Consider the following 18,916-nt stretch of genomic DNA (forward strand, 5'->3'; position numbering starts at 1 on the left):
GTCGTGGTCAGGGAGGAAGCTCGTCGTGAGCAGCAGGCCATCCCGAGGCGCTGCTCGCCTCGCAGCAATACTCGACGCGCTTCCGGACGCGCTGCTGCTCGTCAACGGCAACGGCACGGTCGTCAACGCGAATTCCATCGCCCTCGAGGTCATGGAGAGCCCCGGCACCGGCCTGGTCGGCCGCGGCGTGCTCAGCCTGTTCCCCGACTTCAACTCCAAGCTGATCCCCGGCTCCATGCGCCGCCCCGGCGATGACGACGGCGGCCGGGCCAAGCCCCAGCGGATGATCGCCCGGCGTACCGACGGCAGCGAGTTCCCGGTCGAGGTCACTTACGCCCACCTGGACGGCCGGGACGCCTACCGCGAGCCGCAGCCCGCCTACACCGGGGACGAGCTGCTGATGCTCGTCGTCCGCGACCTCTCCGAGACCGTGGACACCGAGGCCGAGCTGGCCCGCTCGCAGCGGCAGACCGAGATGATCCTGCGCGCCGCCGCCGAGGGCGTCGTCGGCACGGACACCGACGGACGCGTCGTGCTCGTCAACCCGGCGGCCGCGCAGATCCTCGGCTACCGCGCCACCGACCTCGGCAACCGCGAACTGCACGCCCTGATCCAGCACTCGCGCGCCGACGGCTCCCCGTTCCCCTTCGAGGAGTCCCCGCTCGCCGACACCCTGCGCAGCGGCCGCAAACACCGGGTGCGCGGCCAGGTGCTGTGGAACAAGGCCGGACAGCCGGTCTCCGTGGACCTGACCACCTCCCCCGTGCGCGACGGCGACATGCTCGTCGGCGCCGTCATGACCTTCACCGACCGGCGGCCCTTCGACGCGCTGGTCGCACGCCACGCCCAGCTCGTGGCGGTCCTCGGCGATTCCCTGCGCGGCCCGTTGGAGGAGCTGCGCGGCGAGCTGGCCACCCTGGCCGCCGACGACGGCGGCCAGCTGTGGCCCGAGGCCAACCAGCTGCTGCACCACCTGGCCGCCGGGTACTCCCGGATGACCACCCTCGTCGACAACGTGCTCGCCTACCAGCGCCTGGACGCGGGCAGCGAGAAGCTGAAGAAGAAGAACGTCCTGATGGACGGGGTCGTCAAGGCCGGCGTCGACGGCGCCGTCGACCTGATCGGCCCGGGCCGGGCGCAGTTCGCCGTGCACGCGCCGACCATCGAGGCCGAGGTGGATGCGGAACGGATCGCCACCGCCCTCGCACACCTCGTCGCGGACGTCGCCGGGGTGGACGCCACCGGCAAGACCCCCCAGGGCAGCGGGTACTCCGACTCCACGATCGTGGTGGCCGCCGCACAGCGCGGCAAGGTCGTACGCATCGAGGTGCGCGGGCCGTACCAGGGCGGCGACCCGGTGCACGAGCCGATCGTGCGCGGCATCGTGACCGCCCACGGCGGCATGCTGCAGACGGTGGAGGTACCCGGCGCGCCCGGTGGTGCGTACGTACTGGAACTCCCGCTGGGCTCCGGAGCCGGGACGGTGACCCTGCCGGAGCCGGAGCCGGAGCCGGAACCGGAATCCGAGTCGGAGTCCGAATCGGATGCGGAGCCGAAGCCGGACGCGCAGGACGGGGCAGCCGCCAAGGGCACGGGCCGGCGCGGCCGGCGCGGGGTGGATGCCTTCCTGGAGGACTCCGCGGACGAGGCGGGCGCGCCCGACGGCGCCGCGGCCGGGGGCGCGCTGGCGCTGCCGTCCGGGCGGCGGCGGGCCGGCGAGGCCCCCGTGGACGCGGCGGTCCCCGCGCTCGCGCAGTCCCCTGTGAACCCGGCAGGCCTCGGCACCGGCCGCCGGCGCGGCCGGGACGGCGACGGCGAGGGCGCCGAGGGCGGTGCCGGCCGGCCCGTGGCCCCGCAGGGCACCGCCATGCCCGCACTGCCGCCCGTGCCCTCCATGCCCTCGGTTCCGGTGACCGAGCACCCCGCCGGGCGGCGGCGCGCGCTGGCCCAGGCCGGCCCGGCCCGGCCCGGCGGCCCCGTGCCTGCGGCCGGACTCGCGCCCGCCGCACCCGCCGGCGGCCCGGCTCCCGCCCGGCCGATCGCCCCGGAGGGCGGCTTCGCGCTGCCCGCCGGCCCGACGCCCGGTCCGGCCCCTGTGCCGGCCTCGGCTGTGGTCCCGGCCGCCAAGGCCGTTCCCGTTCCCGCCGCCGGGCCGCTCCCGGCCGGGCCCGGGTCACCCGGTTCCGCTCCCGGCGCTGCCCCGGTTCCCGCCGGCGCCGTGGCCCCCGCTCCCGCTCCGGCTTCGGCTCCGGCTTCGGGGGCCGCGTCCGGCGCCCCCGCCGACGGCGAGGCTCCGGCCGGGCGGCGTGCCCGGCGGGCGCTGGCCACGCCCGGCGCGGAGTCCGCTGCTCCCGCCGCGCCGGCCGCCGCGGGCGACGGCGAGGCCGTACCGCCGACCGGGCGGCGGCGCGCCCTGCCGCCCACTCCTACCTGGCCGGTTCCCGCGGCCCGTACCGCCCCCGAGGACGACGAGGCCGCCGGCCCTGCCGCCGTTCCCGGAGCCCGGCAGCCCCAGGACGGCCAGGCCGAGCCGGGACAGCCGATCAGCGTCCGCACCCTCGGCCAGGGCATCTCGGTCGACCCGGCCGCCGCCCCCGGCAACGGCGCCGCCGCCGGTGGTTCCGGACGCCGCCGTCGGCTCGCCGAGCCCGCGCCGCAAGGCCGTGCCTTCGTGATAGGCGCCCCCGAGGCGGGCGCGGCCGAGGGGCCGGAGCCGCTGGACGGGCCCGGCGGAGCCGTCGAGGTGGTCAGCCGCCCCGTTCCGCCGCCGGTCGACGACGAGCTGCCGCCGGAGCCGCTGGACAACCCGCGCCGGCTCCTGGTGTGGCCCGCGCCCGACCCGCAGACGCAGCAGGCGCTCAGCGACAACGGCTACCGCCCGGTGGTCGTGCACTCCCGCGAGGAAGTGGACGCGCAGATCGCCGCGCTCCCCGCCGCCCTGTTCGTGGACCCGCTGACCGGCCCGATCACCCGTACCGCCCTGCAGTCCCTGCGCGCGGCCGCGGTGGCCGCGGAGGTCCCGGTCCTGGTCACTGCCGGGCTGGGCCATGCCTCCCGCGAGGCGGCGTACGGCGCGGATCCGGCCGTGCTCTTCAAGGCTCTCGCGCCGCGCGACAGCGAGCAGCACCCTTCGCGGGTCCTCCTGATCGAGGAGCGCGACGGGATCGCGACCGCACTCACGGCCGCGCTCGAACGGCGCGGCCTGCAGGTCGCCCGGGCGGGTGCCGACACCGACGCGGCGGAGCTGGCGTCCCGGATGCGGCCCAACCTGGTGGTCATGGACCTCATGCAGGTGCGCCGCCGGCGGGCCGGCATCGTCGACTGGCTGCGCGCCAACGGCCGGCTCAACCGGACCCCGCTGGTGGTCTACACGGCCACCGGTATCGACGATGCCGTGCTGCCGCGGCTCGCGTCCGGGGAGAACGTGCTCTTCCTCGCCGAGCGGGCCACCACCGCGGACGTCCAGGGCCGCATCGTGGACCTCCTGGCCAAGATCGGCACCAACTAGCCATCCTGGCCCGATGGCCATCACCGACACGTCCGAGCACGCCGTCCCCGCCGACAACGGGGAGGTGAGCCTGCTCATTGCCCGGCAGGTCGAGCCGGGGTACGAGGAGGCGTTCGAGACCTGGGCCCGCGGGATCCTGGAGACCGCCGCGTCCTTCCCGGACCACCTCGGCTACGGGCTGTTCCGCCCGGCCCGGGAGGGAGCGCCCTGGTTCCTCGTGCACCGCTTCCGCGATGACGCCGCGCTGCAGCGCTGGCAGGACTCCCCGGAGCGGGCCGCCTTCTTCGCGAACTGCGAGGGCCACCACCACACCGAGACGGCCCGGCGCGAGCTGCACGGCATGGAGACCTGGTTCGCCAAGCCGGGTACGGCCCAGCCCGCGCCGCCGCGGTGGAAGATGGCCATCAGCTCGGGGCTGGCCATCTTCCCGATCTCGCTGGTGGGCAACGCGGTGCTCGGGCCGTACCTGATCGACGTGAACTTCGTGCTGAAGACGGCGGTCTTCGCCGCCGTCTTCAGCACCCTGATGACCTACGTGGCCATGCCCGCCGTCAGCAGGCTGCTGCGGCCCTGGCTCACGCGCGGCTGACGGCGGTTCAGTCGAGCACGGCGACGTCGAACTCGCCGTCGGCGTACTGCCTGCGGATCACCTTCTTGTCGAACTTGCCGACGCTGGTCTTGGGGACCGCCTCGATGAACGTCCAGCGCTCGGGCAGCTGCCACTTGGCGATGGACTGGCCGAGGAAGGCCCGCAGCGCCGCGCAGTCCACGGTCCCGCCCTCCTTGAGGACGACGGTGGCCAGGGGGCGCTCGCCCCACTTCTCGTCCGGGACGGCGACGACCGCGGCCTCGGCGACCTCGGGGTGCGCCATCAGCGCGTTCTCCAGCTCCACACTGGAGATCCACTCGCCGCCGGACTTGATCACGTCCTTGGCGCGGTCGGTGAGCGTGAGGAAGCCGTCCGGGCTGATCACACCGACGTCACCGGTCTTGAGCCAGCCGTCGGAGCTGAACTTGTCCTCGGGGCGCAGCGGTTCCCCGGACTGGCCGCCGTAGTAGGCGCCCGCGATCCAGGGGCCGCGTACCTCCAGCTCGCCCGCCGACTTTCCGTCCCAGGGCAGGATGTCGCCGCCGGGGCCGACCAGGCGCGGTTCGACGCTCGTCGGGAAGCGGCCCTGGGTGACCCGGTACGGCCATTCCTCGTCGGCGCTCAGGCCGGCCGGAGGGTGCGCCATGGTGCCCAGCGGCGAGGTCTCGGTCATGCCCCAGGCGTGGCAGACGCGGACGCCGAGCCTGTCGTACGCCTCCATCAGGGCAGGCGGGCAGGCGGCGCCGCCGATGGTGACCTGCCGCATGGAGGTCAGGTCGCGCGGGCGGGCGGTGACCTCGGCGAGGAGCCCCTGCCAGATGGTGGGGACGGCCGCGGCGTGCGTGGGCTGCTCCCGCTCGATCATGTCGGCGAGCGGGGCGGGCTGCAGGAACCGGTCCGGCATCAGCATGTTGATGCCGGTCATGAAGGTGGCGTGGGGCAGGCCCCAGGCGTTCACGTGGAACTGTGGAACGACGATGAGGGTGGTGTCCTTGTCGTTCAGCCCCATCGACTCCGCCATGTTGACCTGCATGGAGTGCAGGTAGATGGAGCGGTGCGAGTAGACGACGCCCTTCGGGTCGCCGGTGGTGCCGGAGGTGTAGCACATGGCGGCGGCGTGGCGCTCGTCCAGCTCCGGCCAGTCGTAGTGGTCGGAGCGGCCCGCGAGGAGCTCCTCGTACTCGTGGACGCGGACGTCGAGCCCGTCGAGTGCGGAGCGGTCGCCGATGCCCGAGACGACCACGTGCTCGACGGTGGGCAGGTGCGGGAGCAGCGGGGCGAGCAGCGGCAGCAGGGTCCCGTTGACCAGCACGACGCGGTCGGCGGCGTGGTTGACGATGAAGACGAGCTGCTCGGGGGGAAGCCTGAGGTTGAGGGTGTGCAGGACCGCGCCCATGGAGGGGATCGCGAAGTACGCCTCGACGTGCTCCGCGTTGTTCCACATCAGAGTTGCCACCCGGTCGTCCTGCTGGACGCCGAGCTCGTCGCGCAGGGCGTGGGCCAGGCGCCCGGCCCGGGCACCGATCTCGGCGAAGGTCCGCCGGTCCGGCTCCGCCTCCCCGGTCCAGGTGGTGACCTGGGAGTTCCCGTGGATCGTCATACCGTGTCGGAGTATCCGGCTGACGAGAAGCGGTACGTCCTGCATGGTGCTCAGCAAAGCGTCCTCCCGTGGGCGCTGCGGCGCTGCGGCGGCTTGGAATGCTGCCGATTCTGCGCGCGTACCGGTCGGCATGTCACTACCCGGGGGTACAAACACGGCGTGCAATCGCTGTCGGCGGGCACGGAGTGGCGCCGTGCACAGGCCCGGGGTGTGCGTACGGTGCACGGCGCACAGCCGGAACCGCGGGCGGGCGTTGTTTCACGTGAAACGGCAGCTGGGTTTCACGTGAAACAACGCCCGGGGTTTCACGTGAAACATCCCTGGTTGCAGTCGTCGGGGGAGGCGGGAGCTCAGCGGACGGGGGTGAGCTCCGGGTCCTCGCGGAGCTTGACCAGCGCGCGGGAGACGGCGCTCTTCACCGTGCCGATCGAGACTCCCATGAGCTCGGCGGTCTGGGCCTCGCTCAGGTCCTCGTAGTAGCGCAGGACGACCATGGCGCGCTGCCGGTCGGGCAGCCGGGTCACGGCGCGCCACATCGCGTCGCGCAGGGCCTGCGCCTCGGCGGGGTCGGTGCTCGGCGGCGCCTCGGTTTCCGGGATCTCGTCGCAGACGAACTCGTCGACCTTGCGCTTGCGCCATTGGGAGGTGCGGGTGTTGACCAGGGCCCGCCTGACGTAGCCGTCCAGCGCCCGGTGGTCCTCGATGCGGTCCCAGGCGGCGTAGGTCTTGGCCAGCGCCGTCTGGAGCAGGTCCTCGGCGTCGCACGGGTTGGGCGTGAGCGAGCGCGCGGTGCGCAGCAGGCCCGCGCCCCGGGTCCGGACGTACGCCGAGAAGGACGGGTACGGCGTCGGCTGCGAGGCGAGCGTGCACACGGGCGTGGTCATGGCTCCACGCTAGAAGTGCGGGCCTTGCAGCGGATCGGCCGCAGGTGCCGAAGGCGGGTCCCCCTCAGGTTGTAGGGGTGGGGTCTATCCCACCTCCTGAAGGTGGAGGAGACGGGAACGGGCGTGCGGGCCGCGGGCACGGGGGCTTCAGCCGTCCGCCCCGAGGATCAGCCCGGAGGTCGGCACCCCGGTTCCGGCCGTGACCAGGGCGTGGGCCGCCCCGCGGACCTGGTTGACGGAGGTGCCGCGCAGCTGGCGGACGGCTTCGGCGATGCCGTTCATGCCGTGCAGGTACGCCTCCCCGAGCTGGCCGCCGTGCGTGTTGAGGGGCAGCGCATCCGCGGCCACGAAATCGGCGGCCTCGCCGGGCTTGCAGAAGCCGAACTCCTCCAGCTGCATCAGCACGAACGGCGTGAAGTGGTCGTAGAGGATGCCGACGTCGATGTCCGGGGGGCGCAGCCCGCTCGTCCGCCACAGCTGCCGTGCGACCACGTCCATCTCGGGGAGGCCGGTGAGGTCGTCGCGGTAGAAGGAGGTCATGCCCTCCTGCCGGCGGCCCGCGCCCTGTGCCGCCGCGGTGATCACGGCGGGCGGGTGGCGCAGGTCCCGGGCCCGCCGGGTGCGGGTGACGACGACCGCCTGGCCGCCGTCCGTCTCCTGGCAGCAGTCCAGCAGCCGCAGGGGCTCGACGATCCAGCGCGAGGCGGCGTGCTCGGCCAGGGTGATGGGCCGGCCGTGGAACCAGGCGGCGGGGTTGTTCGCGGCGTGCCTCCGGCCGGTGACGGCGACGTGGCCGAATGCCTCGGGAGTGAGGTGGTGGGCGTGCAGGTAGCGCTGGGCGGCCATGGCCACCCAGGAGGCCGGTGTGAGCAGCCCCCAGGGCAGCGACCAGCCCAGGGCGGCGCCCTCCGCCGAGGGTTCGCGCTGCTGCACGCCGGAGCCGAAGCGGCGGCCGGAGCGCTCGTTGAAGGCGCGGTAGCAGACGACGACCTCCGCGACTCCGGTGGCGACGGCGAGGGCGGCCTGCTGGACGATGGCGCAGGCCGCGCCACCGCCGTAGTGGATGCGGGAGAAGAAGGAGAGGTCCCCGATGCCGGCGGCCTGGGCGACCGTGATCTCGGGGCTGGTGTCCATGGTGAAGGTGACCATGCCGTCGACGTCGGCGGGGGTGAGCCCGGCGTCGTCGAGGGCCGCGTGCACGGCCTCGACGGCGAGCCGCAGCTCGCTGCGGCCGGAGTCCTTGGAGAACTCGGTCGCGCCGATGCCGGCGATGGCGGCGCGTCCGCCGAGCCCGTCCCGGTTCCGCACGCTCATGCCGGGCCTCCCGGGGCGGGAAGGGTCACGGTGACGGTGCCGGTGACGTGGTGGCCGGTGCCGTTGGCCCCGACCACGCGGATCTCGGCGGTGTCCCCGGTGAGGGCGGTGACGGTACCGGTGAGGGTCATGGTGTCGCCCGGGTGGTTGGGGGCGCCCAGCCGGATGGCCACCCTGCGCAGGACGGCCCGGGGGCCCAGGTGGTCGGTGATGTACCGGCCGACCAGCCCGTTCGTGGTCAGGATGTTCATGAAGACGTCCGGGGAGCCCTTCTCGCGGGCGAGCTCCGCGTCGTGGTGCACGTCCTGGTAGTCCCTGGAGGCGATCGCGCCCGCGACGATGAGCGTGCGCGTGATCGGGATCTCCAGCGGCGGCAGTGTGTCGCCCACGTTCATGCGTCCTCCCCCTCGGATGGTGGGTGCGGCAGCGACACGAGGGCGCCGAGCTCGGCCAGCAGCTCGCTGCCGCAGCCCAGGTAGGCGTCGAGCTGGCGCCCCCACAGGAAGTGCCGGTGGACGGGATGGTCCAGGTCGGCGCCCGTCCCGCCGTGCAGGTGCTGGCCCGCGTGGACGACCCGCTTGCCCGCCTCCGAGGCCCACCAGGCCGCGGTCAGAGCGTGCTCGTACGCCGGGAGACCCTGGTCGATGCGCCAGGCCGCCTCGTAGGCGGTGACCCGGATCGCCTCCGTGTCCATATGGGCGTCGGCCGCGCGCAGCAGCACCCCCTGGTTCGTGGAGAGCGGCCGGCCGAACTGCTCGCGGGTGGAGGTGTACGCGGCCGCGCGGGCCACGGCCCCCGCGCAGACGCCCGCCTGCAGCCCGGCGAACGCGGTGCGGGCGGCGGCGAGGACCGCTTCGTAGGGCTGCCCGCCCGGAGCGGGGGCCGGGCCGAGCGGCTCGGCCTCGGCACCGGCCAGGACGAGCCGTCCGGCGGCCCAGGGGGCGGTGGTCTCCACGGCCGCGGTCTCCACGCCGGGCCTGTCCGTCCGTACGAGCCACAGGGCCCGGTCCGCGTCGGGAACCAGGACGTGGGTGGCATCGCGCAGCCAGGGCACGACGGGAGCGGTGCCGGTCAGCCTGCCGTCCGCGGACGCGGTGAAGCGTCCGCGGGCAGGGAAGGCGCCGGTGGCCACCGCCTCGCCCGTGCCCAGCGCGGGCAGCAGGCGGGCCCGCTGCTCGGCGCTGCCGTGCGCGGCAACGGGGAGGACCCCGTACACACAGGTGGCGGCGTACGGGGCCTGCGCGGTGGTGCGGCCCTGCTCCTCCAGCAGCAGCACCAGCCCGAGCAGGCCGATGTCCTCCACCGCGGCGATCAGCCCGGACCCGGCGAGGGCCTTCCAGAGTTCGGCGTCGGTGCCGGTGCCGGCCGCGGCGAGGCGTTCGTGGGTGGCGAGGTCGCGGAGGATGCGGGCGGCGAGCGCCACCGCGGCGGCCTGCTCCTCGGTGGGGTGGAAGTCCATCAGCCCTCCGTCCCGGCGCGGAAAACCGGCAGTTCCAGGTCCTCGTCCGCCTGCAGGAACTCCAGCCGGACGGGCATCCCGATGCGCACCGCGTCGTACGGGACGCCGGTGATGTTGGTGATCATGCGGACTCCCTCGGCGAGTTCGACGAGCGCGACCGCGTACGGGGGATCGAAGGCCGGGAACGGCGGATGGTGCATGACGACGTAGCTGAAGACCGTGGCGTCGCCGCAGGCCTCGACGGTGTCCCAGTCCGGGCTCGCACAGGCGTTGCAGCCGGGCAGCCAGGGGAAGCGGAGGGTCGCGCAGGAGGTGCACCGCTGGATCAGCAGCCTGTGGTCCCGAACGCCGTCCCAGAAGCCCTGGTTGTCGCGGTTGACCACGGGACGGGGGCGGCGGGGCCGCCCGGAGCCGCGGGGCGGTGCGGCGGGCGGCGGGGCCGCGGCCGCCGGCCGGGGTGCGGCGGGCGCGTACTTGAGGATCCGGAAGCGGTGGGTGCCGACGGGTTCGCCCCCGGCGCGGATGTCCATGCGGGTGGTCACGAAGTGGCCGGAGCCGAGCCGGGTCGTCTTGCGCGGCGACACGGACTCGATCACGGCGTCGAAGGTGACGGTGTCGCCGGGGCGCAGCGGGCGCAGGTATTCCTGCTCGCAGTCGGTGGCGACGACGGAGGTGCAGCCGGCGCCGTCGAGGAGGGCGAGGAGTTCGTCGTAGGCGCCGGAACGGGCGGTGTGCCCCGACAGTCCGCCCATCGTCCAGGCCTGGAGCATGGTGGGCGGGGCGATCGCGTCCGGGCCCGTGTAGGCGGGATTGGCGTCGCCCATCGCCTCGCACCAGTGGCGGATCATCGCCTCGTTGACGGGGTCCTTGCCCTGCCCTGCGGTGGCGGCCGGTCGGCCCTCGAAAGCCAGGAGCCGTGCGAGGAACCGCTCTGCTGCCGCGTCCTCCGCCTCCCCGGGCGCCGTGGCGGTCATCGCTTCCTTCCCTTCATGCCGAGCCGCATCATGGCGACGATCTCGCGCTGGACCTCGCTGACTCCGCCGCCGAAGGTGTTGATCTGGGCGGCCCGGTTCATCCGCTCCAGCTCGCCGCCCGCGAAGGAGCCGGGTCCGGCTCCGCGTACGAGGGCCCGCTCGCCCACGACCTCCTGGCACATCCGGTACACCTCGACGGTGGTCTCGGTGCCGAAGAACTTCACGCCGCTGGCGTCGCCCGGGGCCAGGGCGCCGGCGCCCACGTCCTGGACGAGGCGCCAGTTGAGGAGGCGTACGGCGGCGAGCCGGGCGTGGGCCTCGGCGAGCCGGGACTGCACCCAGGGCCGGTCGGCGGGGCGTTCGCCGGTCTCCGGGTCGGGGGTGCGGGCGTGCCGGAGCGCGGCGTCGCAGAAGTCCTCGGCCTGCATGCCGATGGCGGCCAGGGCGACCCGTTCGTGGTTGAGCTGGTTGGTGATCAGGCCCCAGCCGCCGTGCTCGGGGCCGACGAGGTTGCCCGCGGGCACGCGGACCGCGTCGTAGTACGTGGAGGTGGTCGTCAGGCCGCCGACCGTCTCGATCGGGGTCCACGAGAAGCCGGGCTCGGTGGTCGGCACGAGGATGATCGAGATGCCCTTGTGCTTGGGGGCCTCGGGGTCGGTGCGGCAGGCCAGCCAGATCCAGTCGGCGTTCTGGGCGTTGGAGGTGAAGACCTTCTGGCCGTCGACGATCCAGTCGGCTCCGTCGCGTACGGCGCGGGTGCGCAGGGAGGCCAGGTCGGTGCCGGCGGCGGGCTCGGAGTAGCCGATGGCGAAGACGGTCTCGCCGCGGAGGATCCGGGGCAGGAAGTAGTCCTTCTGCTGCGGGGTCCCGTACTTCATGAGGGTCGGGCCCACCGTGTTGAGGGTGACCATGGAGACGGGGGCGCCGGCCCGGTATGCCTCGTCGAAGAACACGAACTGCTCGTCGGCGCCGCGCCCCTGGCCGCCGTACTCGGCGGGCCAGCCGAGGCCGAGCAGGCCGTCGGCGCCGATGCGGCGCAGCAGGGCGCGCTGGGCGGCCGGGTCCGCGGGGGCGCCGTCCGGCAGGAGGTCGTGGAAGTACGCGCGCAGTTCGGCGCGGAGTCGCAACTGGCCTTCGGTCGGGGCGAGGTGCACGGCGCAGGCCTCCCGGCGTCACATCGGCGATGTGAATCTGACTGTCCGTCAGCTCTGCGCGGGATGTCAAGGTCGACGACGGGCCTCGGGCACACAAGGGAAAGGGGCGCCCGCACGAACCGGACCCCAGCCGGTCCGGTCGCACGGGCGCCCTCGGTACGCGGAGCAGTCCCCCCGCAGCGCCTACCCCATCGGGAGGAAGTAGACGGTCACGTTCGAGTTGGTCTGCTGGATTGCCGCCGGTGTCGAGCCGTTGACCTGCGCGGAGTTGCTCTGGTTGGAGGCGCCGGAGCCGGTGGCGACCTGCTGCGTCGTGGACGAGTTGCCGAGGTTACCCCCGCCCACACCGCTGCCGACGATGCCGGCGGCACTCGCATTCGATCCGGCGTCCGCGAAGGCGCCGTTGTCGGCCGACGCCACCCCGCCGCAGAGCGCGGCGGCGAGCGGGAGCGAGGCGATGGCGGCGAGGACTCGGGCGGTACGGATGCTTGCCATGTTCGTGATTCCCCCTGGAAACGAAGTCGGAAATGTTCCGCGGCAGTTGGCCGACCGCCCCGGACGTTGCGCTTGGTGACGACGTCGCGAGACCAGAGTTGCCCACCGCATCCCCGGCGAACCAGACCGGACCCCACGATTCCCCCGCAGGTATGAGCAACCGCGGATAAACCTCATGCGCTTCGCGACGTCCCAGGTCAGCGGCATGGAGGCAGGCGGTTCCCGGGCGCCGCCGAAGCGGAAACGTTCACTCGCCACGCCTTGTCCGGGCGCACCGAAAGGGGGCACTCCGTCCGGGAACCCCGCCGTCTCCCGGTCCCGCGGCCCTGCAATCCCACGCTCCACGCCCCCTGCACGCCCTCCCGCGCGCTCCTGCGCCGCCCGCATCCGCCCCGTGCGCTAGGCGGCGAGCGCGAAGCGGAGCCGCACGTCGGCCGCGGCAACGGCTTCCGGCACGGGGACAGCGATACGGGCGGCAGCCCCGGTGGGGGCACCCGCACCGGCCCGGGCCGCGGCGACTGCAGCAGAGCGGCGGACGGACGGGGTCCTGCCGTGCGCCTCGGCGCGGATCCGCTGCTTGAGGGTCGGCGGCAGCGCCCCGCTCCGCGTCCCCGCCCGCCGGCTCCGCGATGCGGCCGGCCGGCACACCTCGACGGACCTGCACCGGGAGGGAGCCTCACCGACGGAGCCGGCCGGTGCGGCGGCCTTGCCGCGAAGCCCGAGGGCGGAGAGCAGTGCCGCGAGAACGGTGACGACAACGGTCCAGACCGAGGTGAAGGTGATGCGCTGAGCCATGACGAGGTGCCTCGCTTCGCACTGTTCCGACGGGCGGATCTGCATACATTCGTCATGATGTGTCCGCAACCGCAGCACCCCCACCCCCCGCGCCGATCGTCCGACAAACACCACCCGAAGGGCCCAACAAAAGAAGGGGTGCCCCTGGTCGGGGCACCCCTTCTGATCAGCGCGTCGTCTGATCCGGTGCGGTGGGTGTGGGATTTGAACCCACGGTGACTCGCGCCACGACGGTTTTCAAGACCGTTCCCTTAGGCCGCTCGGGCAACCCACCTGGCCGGTACAGAGTACCGGCAGGCGGGAGGCCGTGGCGTCAGGAATTCTGGGCCTTGTCGTAGGCGGCCTTCGCCTCGTTGCCGAAGTACGGGCCGTACATCCGGTTCGGCAGGAAGACGTAGCCGAAGCTGTTCACCGAGACCTGGGTGCCCAGGCCCGTCGCCTCGTTGAAGTCCTGGAACCAGGGGCCGCCGCTGGATCCGCCGGTCATGTTGCAGGCCAGGCCGTGGTCCTTCGTCAGCAGGAAGTCCTTGCCGCTGTTGCCGCTGCAGTAGACGAGCTTGCTGCCGTCGTACGGCGATGCGGCCGGGAAACCGAAGGAGTACATCCGCTTGTTGTAGCCGCCGTTGAACAGGATGCCCTGGGCGCCGACGACCTGGCTCAGCTTCTGGCCGTTCTGCGGGGCGACGACCGCGAGGCCGATGTCCATGTTCATGTCCTCGCTGGCGGCCCACTGGTCCGTCGCGAAGGTCTTCGTGGCCGGCCACTGGCCGTAGGGCGCGTTGCCGTTGTTGTACGCCGGGACGAAGACCCAGTTGGTGTGCCAGGAGCCCTGGTACTTCACGCAGTGGCCGGCGGTGATCACCGTGCTGCCGTTGGCGCTGGTGACGGAGTCACCGGAGCAGGATGCGGTCCGGTCGCCGAGGGTGAAGAAGACGCGGCCCGACGTCTTCACCACCGCCCCGCTGCCCGTCCAGGCGCCGCCCGCCTGGGGGAAGGCCGTCGGGGACACCGCGGCGGAGACGGATGCGGATACGGGCGCGGAGGCGGGGGTCGGAGCGATCAGCGTGGGCCGGTCCGCGGTCACGGTCGCGGCCGGCGCCCGGCCGGTCCCCGGGGCCGCTGCCACGTCCAGCGGAACGGCGCTGCGCATCCGCTCGGCGGTCCAGAAGCCCGGGGTGTGCTGCTGCCGGAACGAGGCCGGGGAATCCGCGGCGGCCGAGGGGGTGGCCGCTGTCAGGGCACCCGCGATCAGGGCGCTCACCGCCAGGAGGACCGATGCAGCCGTGCGATGACGATTCACGCATGACTCCTTCTGCCGTGCCCGGTCCCGTCGAACCGGACAGGGTGGGGGTGAAGAGCTGTCGGTGCGGATCGGCCGCAGGGTCGCACGTGCGGCACGAGATGTCAGGAGACGGCCGGAACGTTCGGACGATTCAGGCCAGGAATTGGCCAACTCCCGCCCGCGGGACCGGCCGTACGTCCCTCCCGCCCCTCACCATCTCTTCCCTCATACGGTCATCAGCACGCCCGCGTACGAGACGCCGGCCACCACCACCCAGGCTCCGAGCCCCAACAGGGCCGCCCGACCTCCGGTCCGGGCCATGGACCGGAGGTCCACCGCGCTGCCGAGCCCGAACAGAGCGGCAGCCAGCAGGAGTTCCTGCACCGTGTGCGCCCATTCCAGGGCCGCCTCGGGCAGCACACCGGTGGCACGCAGAACGGCTGCGGCCAGGAAGCCGCCGACGAACAGCGGCACGGGAGCCGGTCGGCGCCCGGACGGCGTGCGCTCGTCCCGGTGCCGGGCCCGCAGCGCGAAGGCCACGGCCGCCACCAGCGGGGCCAGCAGCGCCACCCGCATCAGCTTGACCACGACCGCTTCCCCGAGCGAGCCGGGGCCCGCGGCCTGCGCCGTCGCCACCACCTGGCCGACATCGTGGACGCTCGCACCGACCCAGCGCCCGAACGCCAGGTCGGAGAGCCCGAGCGGATCCTGCAGCAGCGGGAGCACGGCGATGGCCAGCGTGCCGCACAGGGTGACCAGCGCGGCGGAGGCGGCCACGTCCTCCTCGTCGCTGCCCGACACCTGGCTCACCGCGCCGATCGCCGAGGCCCCGCAGATCGAGTAGCCGGTGGCGATCAGCAGCGGCTGGTCGCCCGGCAGGCCGAGCCGCCGGCCCAGCCAGAGCGTCCCGAAGAAGGTGGCCGCGACCACACCCGCCACCATGGCCACGGTGGCCCAGCCCAGGCCGAGCACCTGGTCCAGGCCCAAGCCGAGGCCGAGCAGGACGATGCCGATCCGCATCAGCCGCCGGCCGGCCAGCGAGAGGCCGGGCCGGGCGACTCCGCGTACCGTCGCCCGCAGGCCGGGAAGGTGGGCCGCGGCGATGCCCAGCACCACCGACGCGGTGAGCATCGGGATCCCGGGCACCAGCCGGTGCACGCCCCATGCCACGGCGACACCGGCGGCAGCCAGCCCCAACCCCGGCCAGGACGAGGATGTTTCACGTGAAACCCGGCCCGCCGGACCGCTTCCTGCCGCCCGCACCGGGCGGTTGAGCAGTGCCATCAGCCGGCGGGAAGCGTGTAGACGCGGCGCACACTACTGCCCAGGCGGACGACGTCGGCTCCGTAGATGTGGATCGATATCGCCTTGGTGGCACAGGAGTTGCGTACCTTGTGGATGTCGCCGGGCGGGGCGAATCCACAGACGTCGCCGACGCCGTTGACCACGGCCTCGGTGGCCACCAGCCGTGCGCCGGACGTCGCGGTGGCGGGCGCGAGCCGGTAGCGGAGCTCGCTCTCCTCACCCTCGTGCACACCCGCCACGCACCAGGAGACGTGGTCGTGGATGGCGGTCTCCTGACCGGGCAGCCACACCAGCGCCACCACCGAGAAGCTGCCGTCCGGCTCCGCGTGCAGGACGTGCTGCCGGTACCGGTCGGGGCTGCCCTCGCACTGCTCGGGCCCGAGCAGGTCGGGCGTGCCCAGATGCGGGGCGAGTCGCTCGCCGACGAGGTAGGCGGTCAGGTCCGGGGCCAGTCCCCGGTCCACGACCGTGCGGATCTCCTGGACGAGGGCGGCCATCCTCGCAGTGGTACGGGCCGGCGTCGTGGTGGTCATATGGGCAGCGTCGAACAGCTCACCCATCACGTCCAACGACAGTTTTCACCTGAAATCCCAAGCACCGCTTATGGATTGCCGCGAGGGAGATCAGCAGGTCAGCACCCGATGCGGTTCGAGGCCACCGACTTGAGCGCGTCCAGGACCACGGCCGTCGCCGGGATGCGCAGGTGATCGCGGTAGAGGTAGGCCGAGATGTGCCGGCGGGCGTCCGGCTGGATCGGCCGCCCGCAGACCCGGGCCAGGGAGAGGGAGGGCAGGACCAGGGCGGGCATCATCGCCACGCCGAGCCCCTGCCCCACCATGCTCTGCACCACCAGGTTGTCGTCCGAGGCGAACCGGATGTCGGGGACGAAGCCCAGCTCGGCGCACTCGTGCAGCAAGTTGGCCCGGCAGCGCGGGCAGCCCGCGATCCACCGCTCCTCCGCGAGGTCGGCCAGGTGCACGGCCCGCCGCCGGGCCAGCCGGTGCCCGGTCGGGAGCAGGACGGTGAGCTGGTCCTCCAGCAGTCTGACCTCGACGACCTCCTCGGGAACCTCCTCGTGCAGCCCGGGGTAGGTGAAAGCCAGGGTGATGTCGCACTCCCCGCGCTCCAGCCGCTTCAGCGAGTCCGGCGGTTCCCCGTCCAGCAGCTCGACCTGGATGCCGGGATGGTCCTTGGTCAGGCCGCTCAGGGCCTCGGGGACGAGGGTGGCGTTGGCGCTGGGGAAGCCGCACAGGCGTACCCGCCCGGTGCGCAGGCGTGCGTGCGCCTTCATCTGGGCCTCGGCGGCGGAAAGGCTGCCGAGGATGGACTCGGCGTGCCGGGCCAGGGACTTTCCGGCCTCCGTGAGCTGCATCCTGCGGCCGACGCGGGTGAACAGCGGAGTGCCGACGGCGCGTTCGAGGGCCTTCATCTGCTGGGTGATGGCGGGCTGCGTGTAGCCGAGGGCGCGCGCGGCCGCCGAGTAGGAACCGGAGGCCACGACTTCGTGGAAAGTACGTATGTGCCGCGAATCGAACACACGGGAAGCATAAGCGGACGTTGGGAGGGGCCGTAGGCGGTATCCCGCCCACGGCCCCTCGCCATCCGGCCAGTGGTCCCACCGCAATACGGCCCGCGATCCAGCCCGCGATCCGGCCAGCGGTCCGGCCAGTGGTCCGCCGCGATCCGGCCGGCTGCCCCTGCAGGCTGCCGGCCGGCGCCGGCGGGCTGCTACTTGTCGCCGACGCGGGAGCCGAGCGTGATGTCCACGGTGGCCGGCTTGCCTTCGCGCAGATAGGTCAGCTTCACGACATCGCCCGGCTTGTGCGTCCAGATCTCGCTGATGAGCGTCGGGCCGCTGTCGATCGGCCGGTCGCCGAAGCGGGTGATGATGTCGCCCGGCTTGAGGCCGGCCTTGCCCGCCGGGCCGTTGGGATCGACCAGCTCGTTGGCCGGGGCGCCCTGATCGGAGATCTTGGCGCCGTCGACCTTGGACTGGAGGTCCACGGAGACGGAGATGACCGGGTAGACCGGCTTGCCCGTCTTGATCAGCGACTCGGCGACGTTCTTCGCCTGGTTGACCGGAATGGCGAAGCCGAGGCCGATCGAACCGGCCTGGCCGCCGCCGAGCCCGCCACCGCCGCCGCCGGCGGACTGGATGGCGGAGTTGATGCCGATGACCGCGCCGCGTCCGTCGAGGAGCGGACCGCCGGAGTTTCCGGGGTTGATCGAGGCGTCCGTCTGCAGGGCGCTCATGTACGAGTTCTTGCTGCCGGAGCCGTCGCCGGAGGCCACCGGGCGGTCCTTGGCGCTGACGATGCCGGTGGTGACCGTGTTGGACAGGCCGAAGGGTGCGCCGATCGCGATCGTCGCGTCGCCGACCGCGACCTTGTCGGAGTCGCCGAGCGGAAGCGGCTTGAGGCCGGACGGCGGGTTCTTCAGCTTGATCACGGCCACGTCGTAGCCCTGGGCCCGGCCCACGACCTCGGCCTCGTACTTCTTGCCGTCGGAGAAGGTCGCGGACAGCTTGCCGCCGTTCGCGGCGGAGGCCACCACGTGGTTGTTGGTGAGGATGTGGCCCTGCTGGTCGTAGACGAACCCGGTTCCGGTGCCGCCCTCCCCGTCGCCGGCAGAGGCCTGGATGGTGACGACGCTGGGCAGCGCGGTGGCGGCCAGGCCCGCGATGGAGCCGGGCTCGCGCTTGAGGTCCTTCGGGGTGTTGCCGGCGGTGATCGTCGTCGAGCCGAAGCCCTCGCTCTTGCGCTCCGCCGCCCAGTAGCCGAGGCCGCCGCCGACGCCGCCCGCGAGCAGGGCCGCCACGAGCACGGCGGCGATCAGGCCGCCCCGGCCCTTCGGCTTGGCCGGGGGCACGCCGTCGGCCGGGGGGGCGCCCCAGCCGGTGCCGTGGCCGTGGCCGCCGCCGGCGCCGTACGCCGGGACCGCCGGCGGTGCGGGGGGCCAGCCCTCGGCGCCGTATGCGGCCGGAGCCGGCGCGGCGGGCTGCGCGTACGCCGGGGCCGGAGCCTGGTACGGGGCGGGCGGGATCTGCTGGGTGTGCTCGGTGCCGGGCGCGGGCGTCGGCGGGAGCTGCTGGGTCACGGGCTCGGCGGGGAAGGCGGCAGGCGCCGCGGCCGGGGCTACGGGCGCCGGGCCCTCCGGAGCGGCCGGGACTCCCGGAGCGGCCGGGACTCCCGGAGCAGCCGGGGCCGGCGCGGGGACCGGGGCCGGGGCCGACGCGGGGACCGGCGGGACGGCGGCCGGCGGGGCCTCGCCGGCGGAGGCCGGGGCCGGGGCGGGCGCGGCCGTCGGCGGCTCCGGGGCGGATGCGGGAGCGGCCGGCGGGCGTGCCGAAGGGGCCGCGGGGGGCGTCGGGGCCGCGATTCCCTCGTTATCGGTGCTCACAGCGCTCTCTCCTCGTCACACACGGCTTCACAAACTGGCGTTTCGGCCCGACTGAACGTTCGACGTGCCGCACAAGTTCCTGGGAAAAGCGTTCCCTATCACCCGTCAGAGCACTGTAAGCCGGACCTGTGCGTATCCCCCATCCTTTATATCTGGCA

General features: G+C 73.4%; 16 protein-coding genes and 1 tRNA gene. 2 read left to right on the top strand and 15 right to left on the bottom strand.

What is annotated here, in order from left to right:
* The first annotated feature begins 25 nt into the window (after nt 1–25).
* Both ACIQUT_RS17315 and ACIQUT_RS17320 read left to right on the top strand, forming a co-directional pair.
* Nucleotides 26–3,508, top strand: a complete 3,483-nt coding sequence (locus ACIQUT_RS17315; RefSeq protein ID WP_403563751.1) for a PAS domain-containing protein — start codon at nt 26–28, stop codon at nt 3,506–3,508.
* Nucleotides 3,509–3,521: 13 nt separating this feature from the next.
* The gene (locus tag ACIQUT_RS17320) at nt 3,522–4,097 is read left to right on the top strand and encodes an antibiotic biosynthesis monooxygenase (RefSeq protein ID WP_403563752.1); all 576 of its coding nucleotides are present in this window, start codon (nt 3,522–3,524) and stop codon (nt 4,095–4,097) included.
* Between the two features lie 7 nt (nt 4,098–4,104).
* Here ACIQUT_RS17320 and ACIQUT_RS17325 read toward each other — a convergent pair whose 3' ends face one another.
* The 15 genes from ACIQUT_RS17325 to ACIQUT_RS17395 all read right to left on the bottom strand — a co-directional run bounded on the left by ACIQUT_RS17325 (nt 4,105) and on the right by ACIQUT_RS17395 (nt 18,758).
* Nucleotides 4,105–5,754: a long-chain fatty acid--CoA ligase gene (locus ACIQUT_RS17325; protein WP_403563753.1), complete on the bottom strand. Its 1,650-nt coding sequence runs from the start codon at nt 5,752–5,754 to the stop codon at nt 4,105–4,107.
* A 293-nt stretch (nt 5,755–6,047) separates the two neighbouring features.
* Nucleotides 6,048–6,581, bottom strand: coding sequence for a SigE family RNA polymerase sigma factor (locus tag ACIQUT_RS17330; protein ID WP_403563754.1), 534 nt, complete (start codon nt 6,579–6,581; stop codon nt 6,048–6,050).
* 147 nt (nt 6,582–6,728) lie between these two features.
* Entirely contained in the window at nt 6,729–7,895 is a 1,167-nt protein-coding gene (locus ACIQUT_RS17335; RefSeq protein ID WP_403563755.1) for a lipid-transfer protein, read from the bottom strand.
* Entirely contained in the window at nt 7,892–8,290 is a 399-nt protein-coding gene (locus ACIQUT_RS17340) for a MaoC family dehydratase (RefSeq protein WP_403563756.1), read from the bottom strand. Before ACIQUT_RS17340 ends, ACIQUT_RS17335 begins: the two co-directional genes overlap by 4 nt.
* Nucleotides 8,287–9,354: an acyl-CoA dehydrogenase family protein gene (locus ACIQUT_RS17345; protein ID WP_403563757.1), complete on the bottom strand. Its 1,068-nt coding sequence runs from the start codon at nt 9,352–9,354 to the stop codon at nt 8,287–8,289. The genes ACIQUT_RS17340 and ACIQUT_RS17345 overlap by 4 nt, the downstream gene beginning before the upstream one ends.
* Entirely contained in the window at nt 9,354–10,328 is a 975-nt protein-coding gene (locus ACIQUT_RS17350; RefSeq protein ID WP_403563758.1) for a bifunctional MaoC family dehydratase N-terminal/OB-fold nucleic acid binding domain-containing protein, read from the bottom strand. The genes ACIQUT_RS17345 and ACIQUT_RS17350 overlap by 1 nt, the downstream gene beginning before the upstream one ends.
* Entirely contained in the window at nt 10,325–11,482 is a 1,158-nt protein-coding gene (locus tag ACIQUT_RS17355; protein WP_403563759.1) for an acyl-CoA dehydrogenase family protein, read from the bottom strand. The genes ACIQUT_RS17350 and ACIQUT_RS17355 overlap by 4 nt, the downstream gene beginning before the upstream one ends.
* A 183-nt stretch (nt 11,483–11,665) precedes the next feature.
* The gene (locus ACIQUT_RS17360; RefSeq protein WP_403563760.1) at nt 11,666–11,977 is read right to left on the bottom strand and encodes a hypothetical protein; all 312 of its coding nucleotides are present in this window, start codon (nt 11,975–11,977) and stop codon (nt 11,666–11,668) included.
* A 399-nt stretch (nt 11,978–12,376) separates the two neighbouring features.
* Nucleotides 12,377–12,772, bottom strand: a complete 396-nt coding sequence (locus ACIQUT_RS17365; protein ID WP_403563761.1) for a DUF6344 domain-containing protein — start codon at nt 12,770–12,772, stop codon at nt 12,377–12,379.
* A 189-nt stretch (nt 12,773–12,961) separates the two neighbouring features.
* Nucleotides 12,962–13,046, bottom strand: a tRNA-Ser gene (locus ACIQUT_RS17370).
* 39 nt (nt 13,047–13,085) lie between these two features.
* Complete coding sequence (locus ACIQUT_RS17375) at nt 13,086–14,072, bottom strand: trypsin-like serine peptidase (protein ID WP_403563762.1); 987 nt, start codon at nt 14,070–14,072, stop codon at nt 13,086–13,088.
* A gap of 207 nt (nt 14,073–14,279) precedes the next feature.
* Entirely contained in the window at nt 14,280–15,338 is a 1,059-nt protein-coding gene (locus ACIQUT_RS17380; protein WP_403563763.1) for a YeiH family protein, read from the bottom strand.
* Complete coding sequence (locus ACIQUT_RS17385; RefSeq protein ID WP_403563764.1) at nt 15,338–15,892, bottom strand: cysteine dioxygenase; 555 nt, start codon at nt 15,890–15,892, stop codon at nt 15,338–15,340. Before ACIQUT_RS17385 ends, ACIQUT_RS17380 begins: the two co-directional genes overlap by 1 nt.
* Nucleotides 15,893–15,990: 98 nt before the next feature.
* Nucleotides 15,991–16,896 (bottom strand): LysR substrate-binding domain-containing protein, encoded by a 906-nt coding sequence (locus tag ACIQUT_RS17390; protein ID WP_403563765.1) that lies wholly within the window; start codon nt 16,894–16,896, stop codon nt 15,991–15,993.
* 191 nt (nt 16,897–17,087) lie between these two features.
* Nucleotides 17,088–18,758 (bottom strand): S1C family serine protease, encoded by a 1,671-nt coding sequence (locus ACIQUT_RS17395; RefSeq protein ID WP_403563766.1) that lies wholly within the window; start codon nt 18,756–18,758, stop codon nt 17,088–17,090.
* Nucleotides 18,759–18,916: the final 158 nt, after the last annotated feature.

It is taken from the genome of Streptomyces sp. NPDC090445 (genome assembly GCF_044769385.1).
Taxonomy (GTDB): Bacteria; Actinomycetota; Actinomycetes; order Streptomycetales; family Streptomycetaceae; genus Streptomyces.

Excerpts from the sequence above, each read along its gene's own strand:
- ACIQUT_RS17320 (WP_403563752.1), top strand. The coding sequence starts at position 3,522 with ATGGCCATCACCGACACGTCCGAGCACGCCGTCCCCGCCGACAACGGG.
- ACIQUT_RS17330 (WP_403563754.1), bottom strand. The coding sequence starts at position 6,581 with ATGACCACGCCCGTGTGCACGCTCGCCTCGCAGCCGACGCCGTACCCG.
- ACIQUT_RS17335 (WP_403563755.1), bottom strand. The coding sequence starts at position 7,895 with ATGAGCGTGCGGAACCGGGACGGGCTCGGCGGACGCGCCGCCATCGCC.
- ACIQUT_RS17340 (WP_403563756.1), bottom strand. The coding sequence starts at position 8,290 with ATGAACGTGGGCGACACACTGCCGCCGCTGGAGATCCCGATCACGCGC.
- ACIQUT_RS17345 (WP_403563757.1), bottom strand. The coding sequence starts at position 9,354 with ATGGACTTCCACCCCACCGAGGAGCAGGCCGCCGCGGTGGCGCTCGCC.
- ACIQUT_RS17350 (WP_403563758.1), bottom strand. The coding sequence starts at position 10,328 with ATGACCGCCACGGCGCCCGGGGAGGCGGAGGACGCGGCAGCAGAGCGG.
- ACIQUT_RS17360 (WP_403563760.1), bottom strand. The coding sequence starts at position 11,977 with ATGGCAAGCATCCGTACCGCCCGAGTCCTCGCCGCCATCGCCTCGCTC.
- ACIQUT_RS17365 (WP_403563761.1), bottom strand. The coding sequence starts at position 12,772 with ATGGCTCAGCGCATCACCTTCACCTCGGTCTGGACCGTTGTCGTCACC.
- ACIQUT_RS17380 (WP_403563763.1), bottom strand. The coding sequence starts at position 15,338 with ATGGCACTGCTCAACCGCCCGGTGCGGGCGGCAGGAAGCGGTCCGGCG.
- ACIQUT_RS17385 (WP_403563764.1), bottom strand. The coding sequence starts at position 15,892 with ATGACCACCACGACGCCGGCCCGTACCACTGCGAGGATGGCCGCCCTC.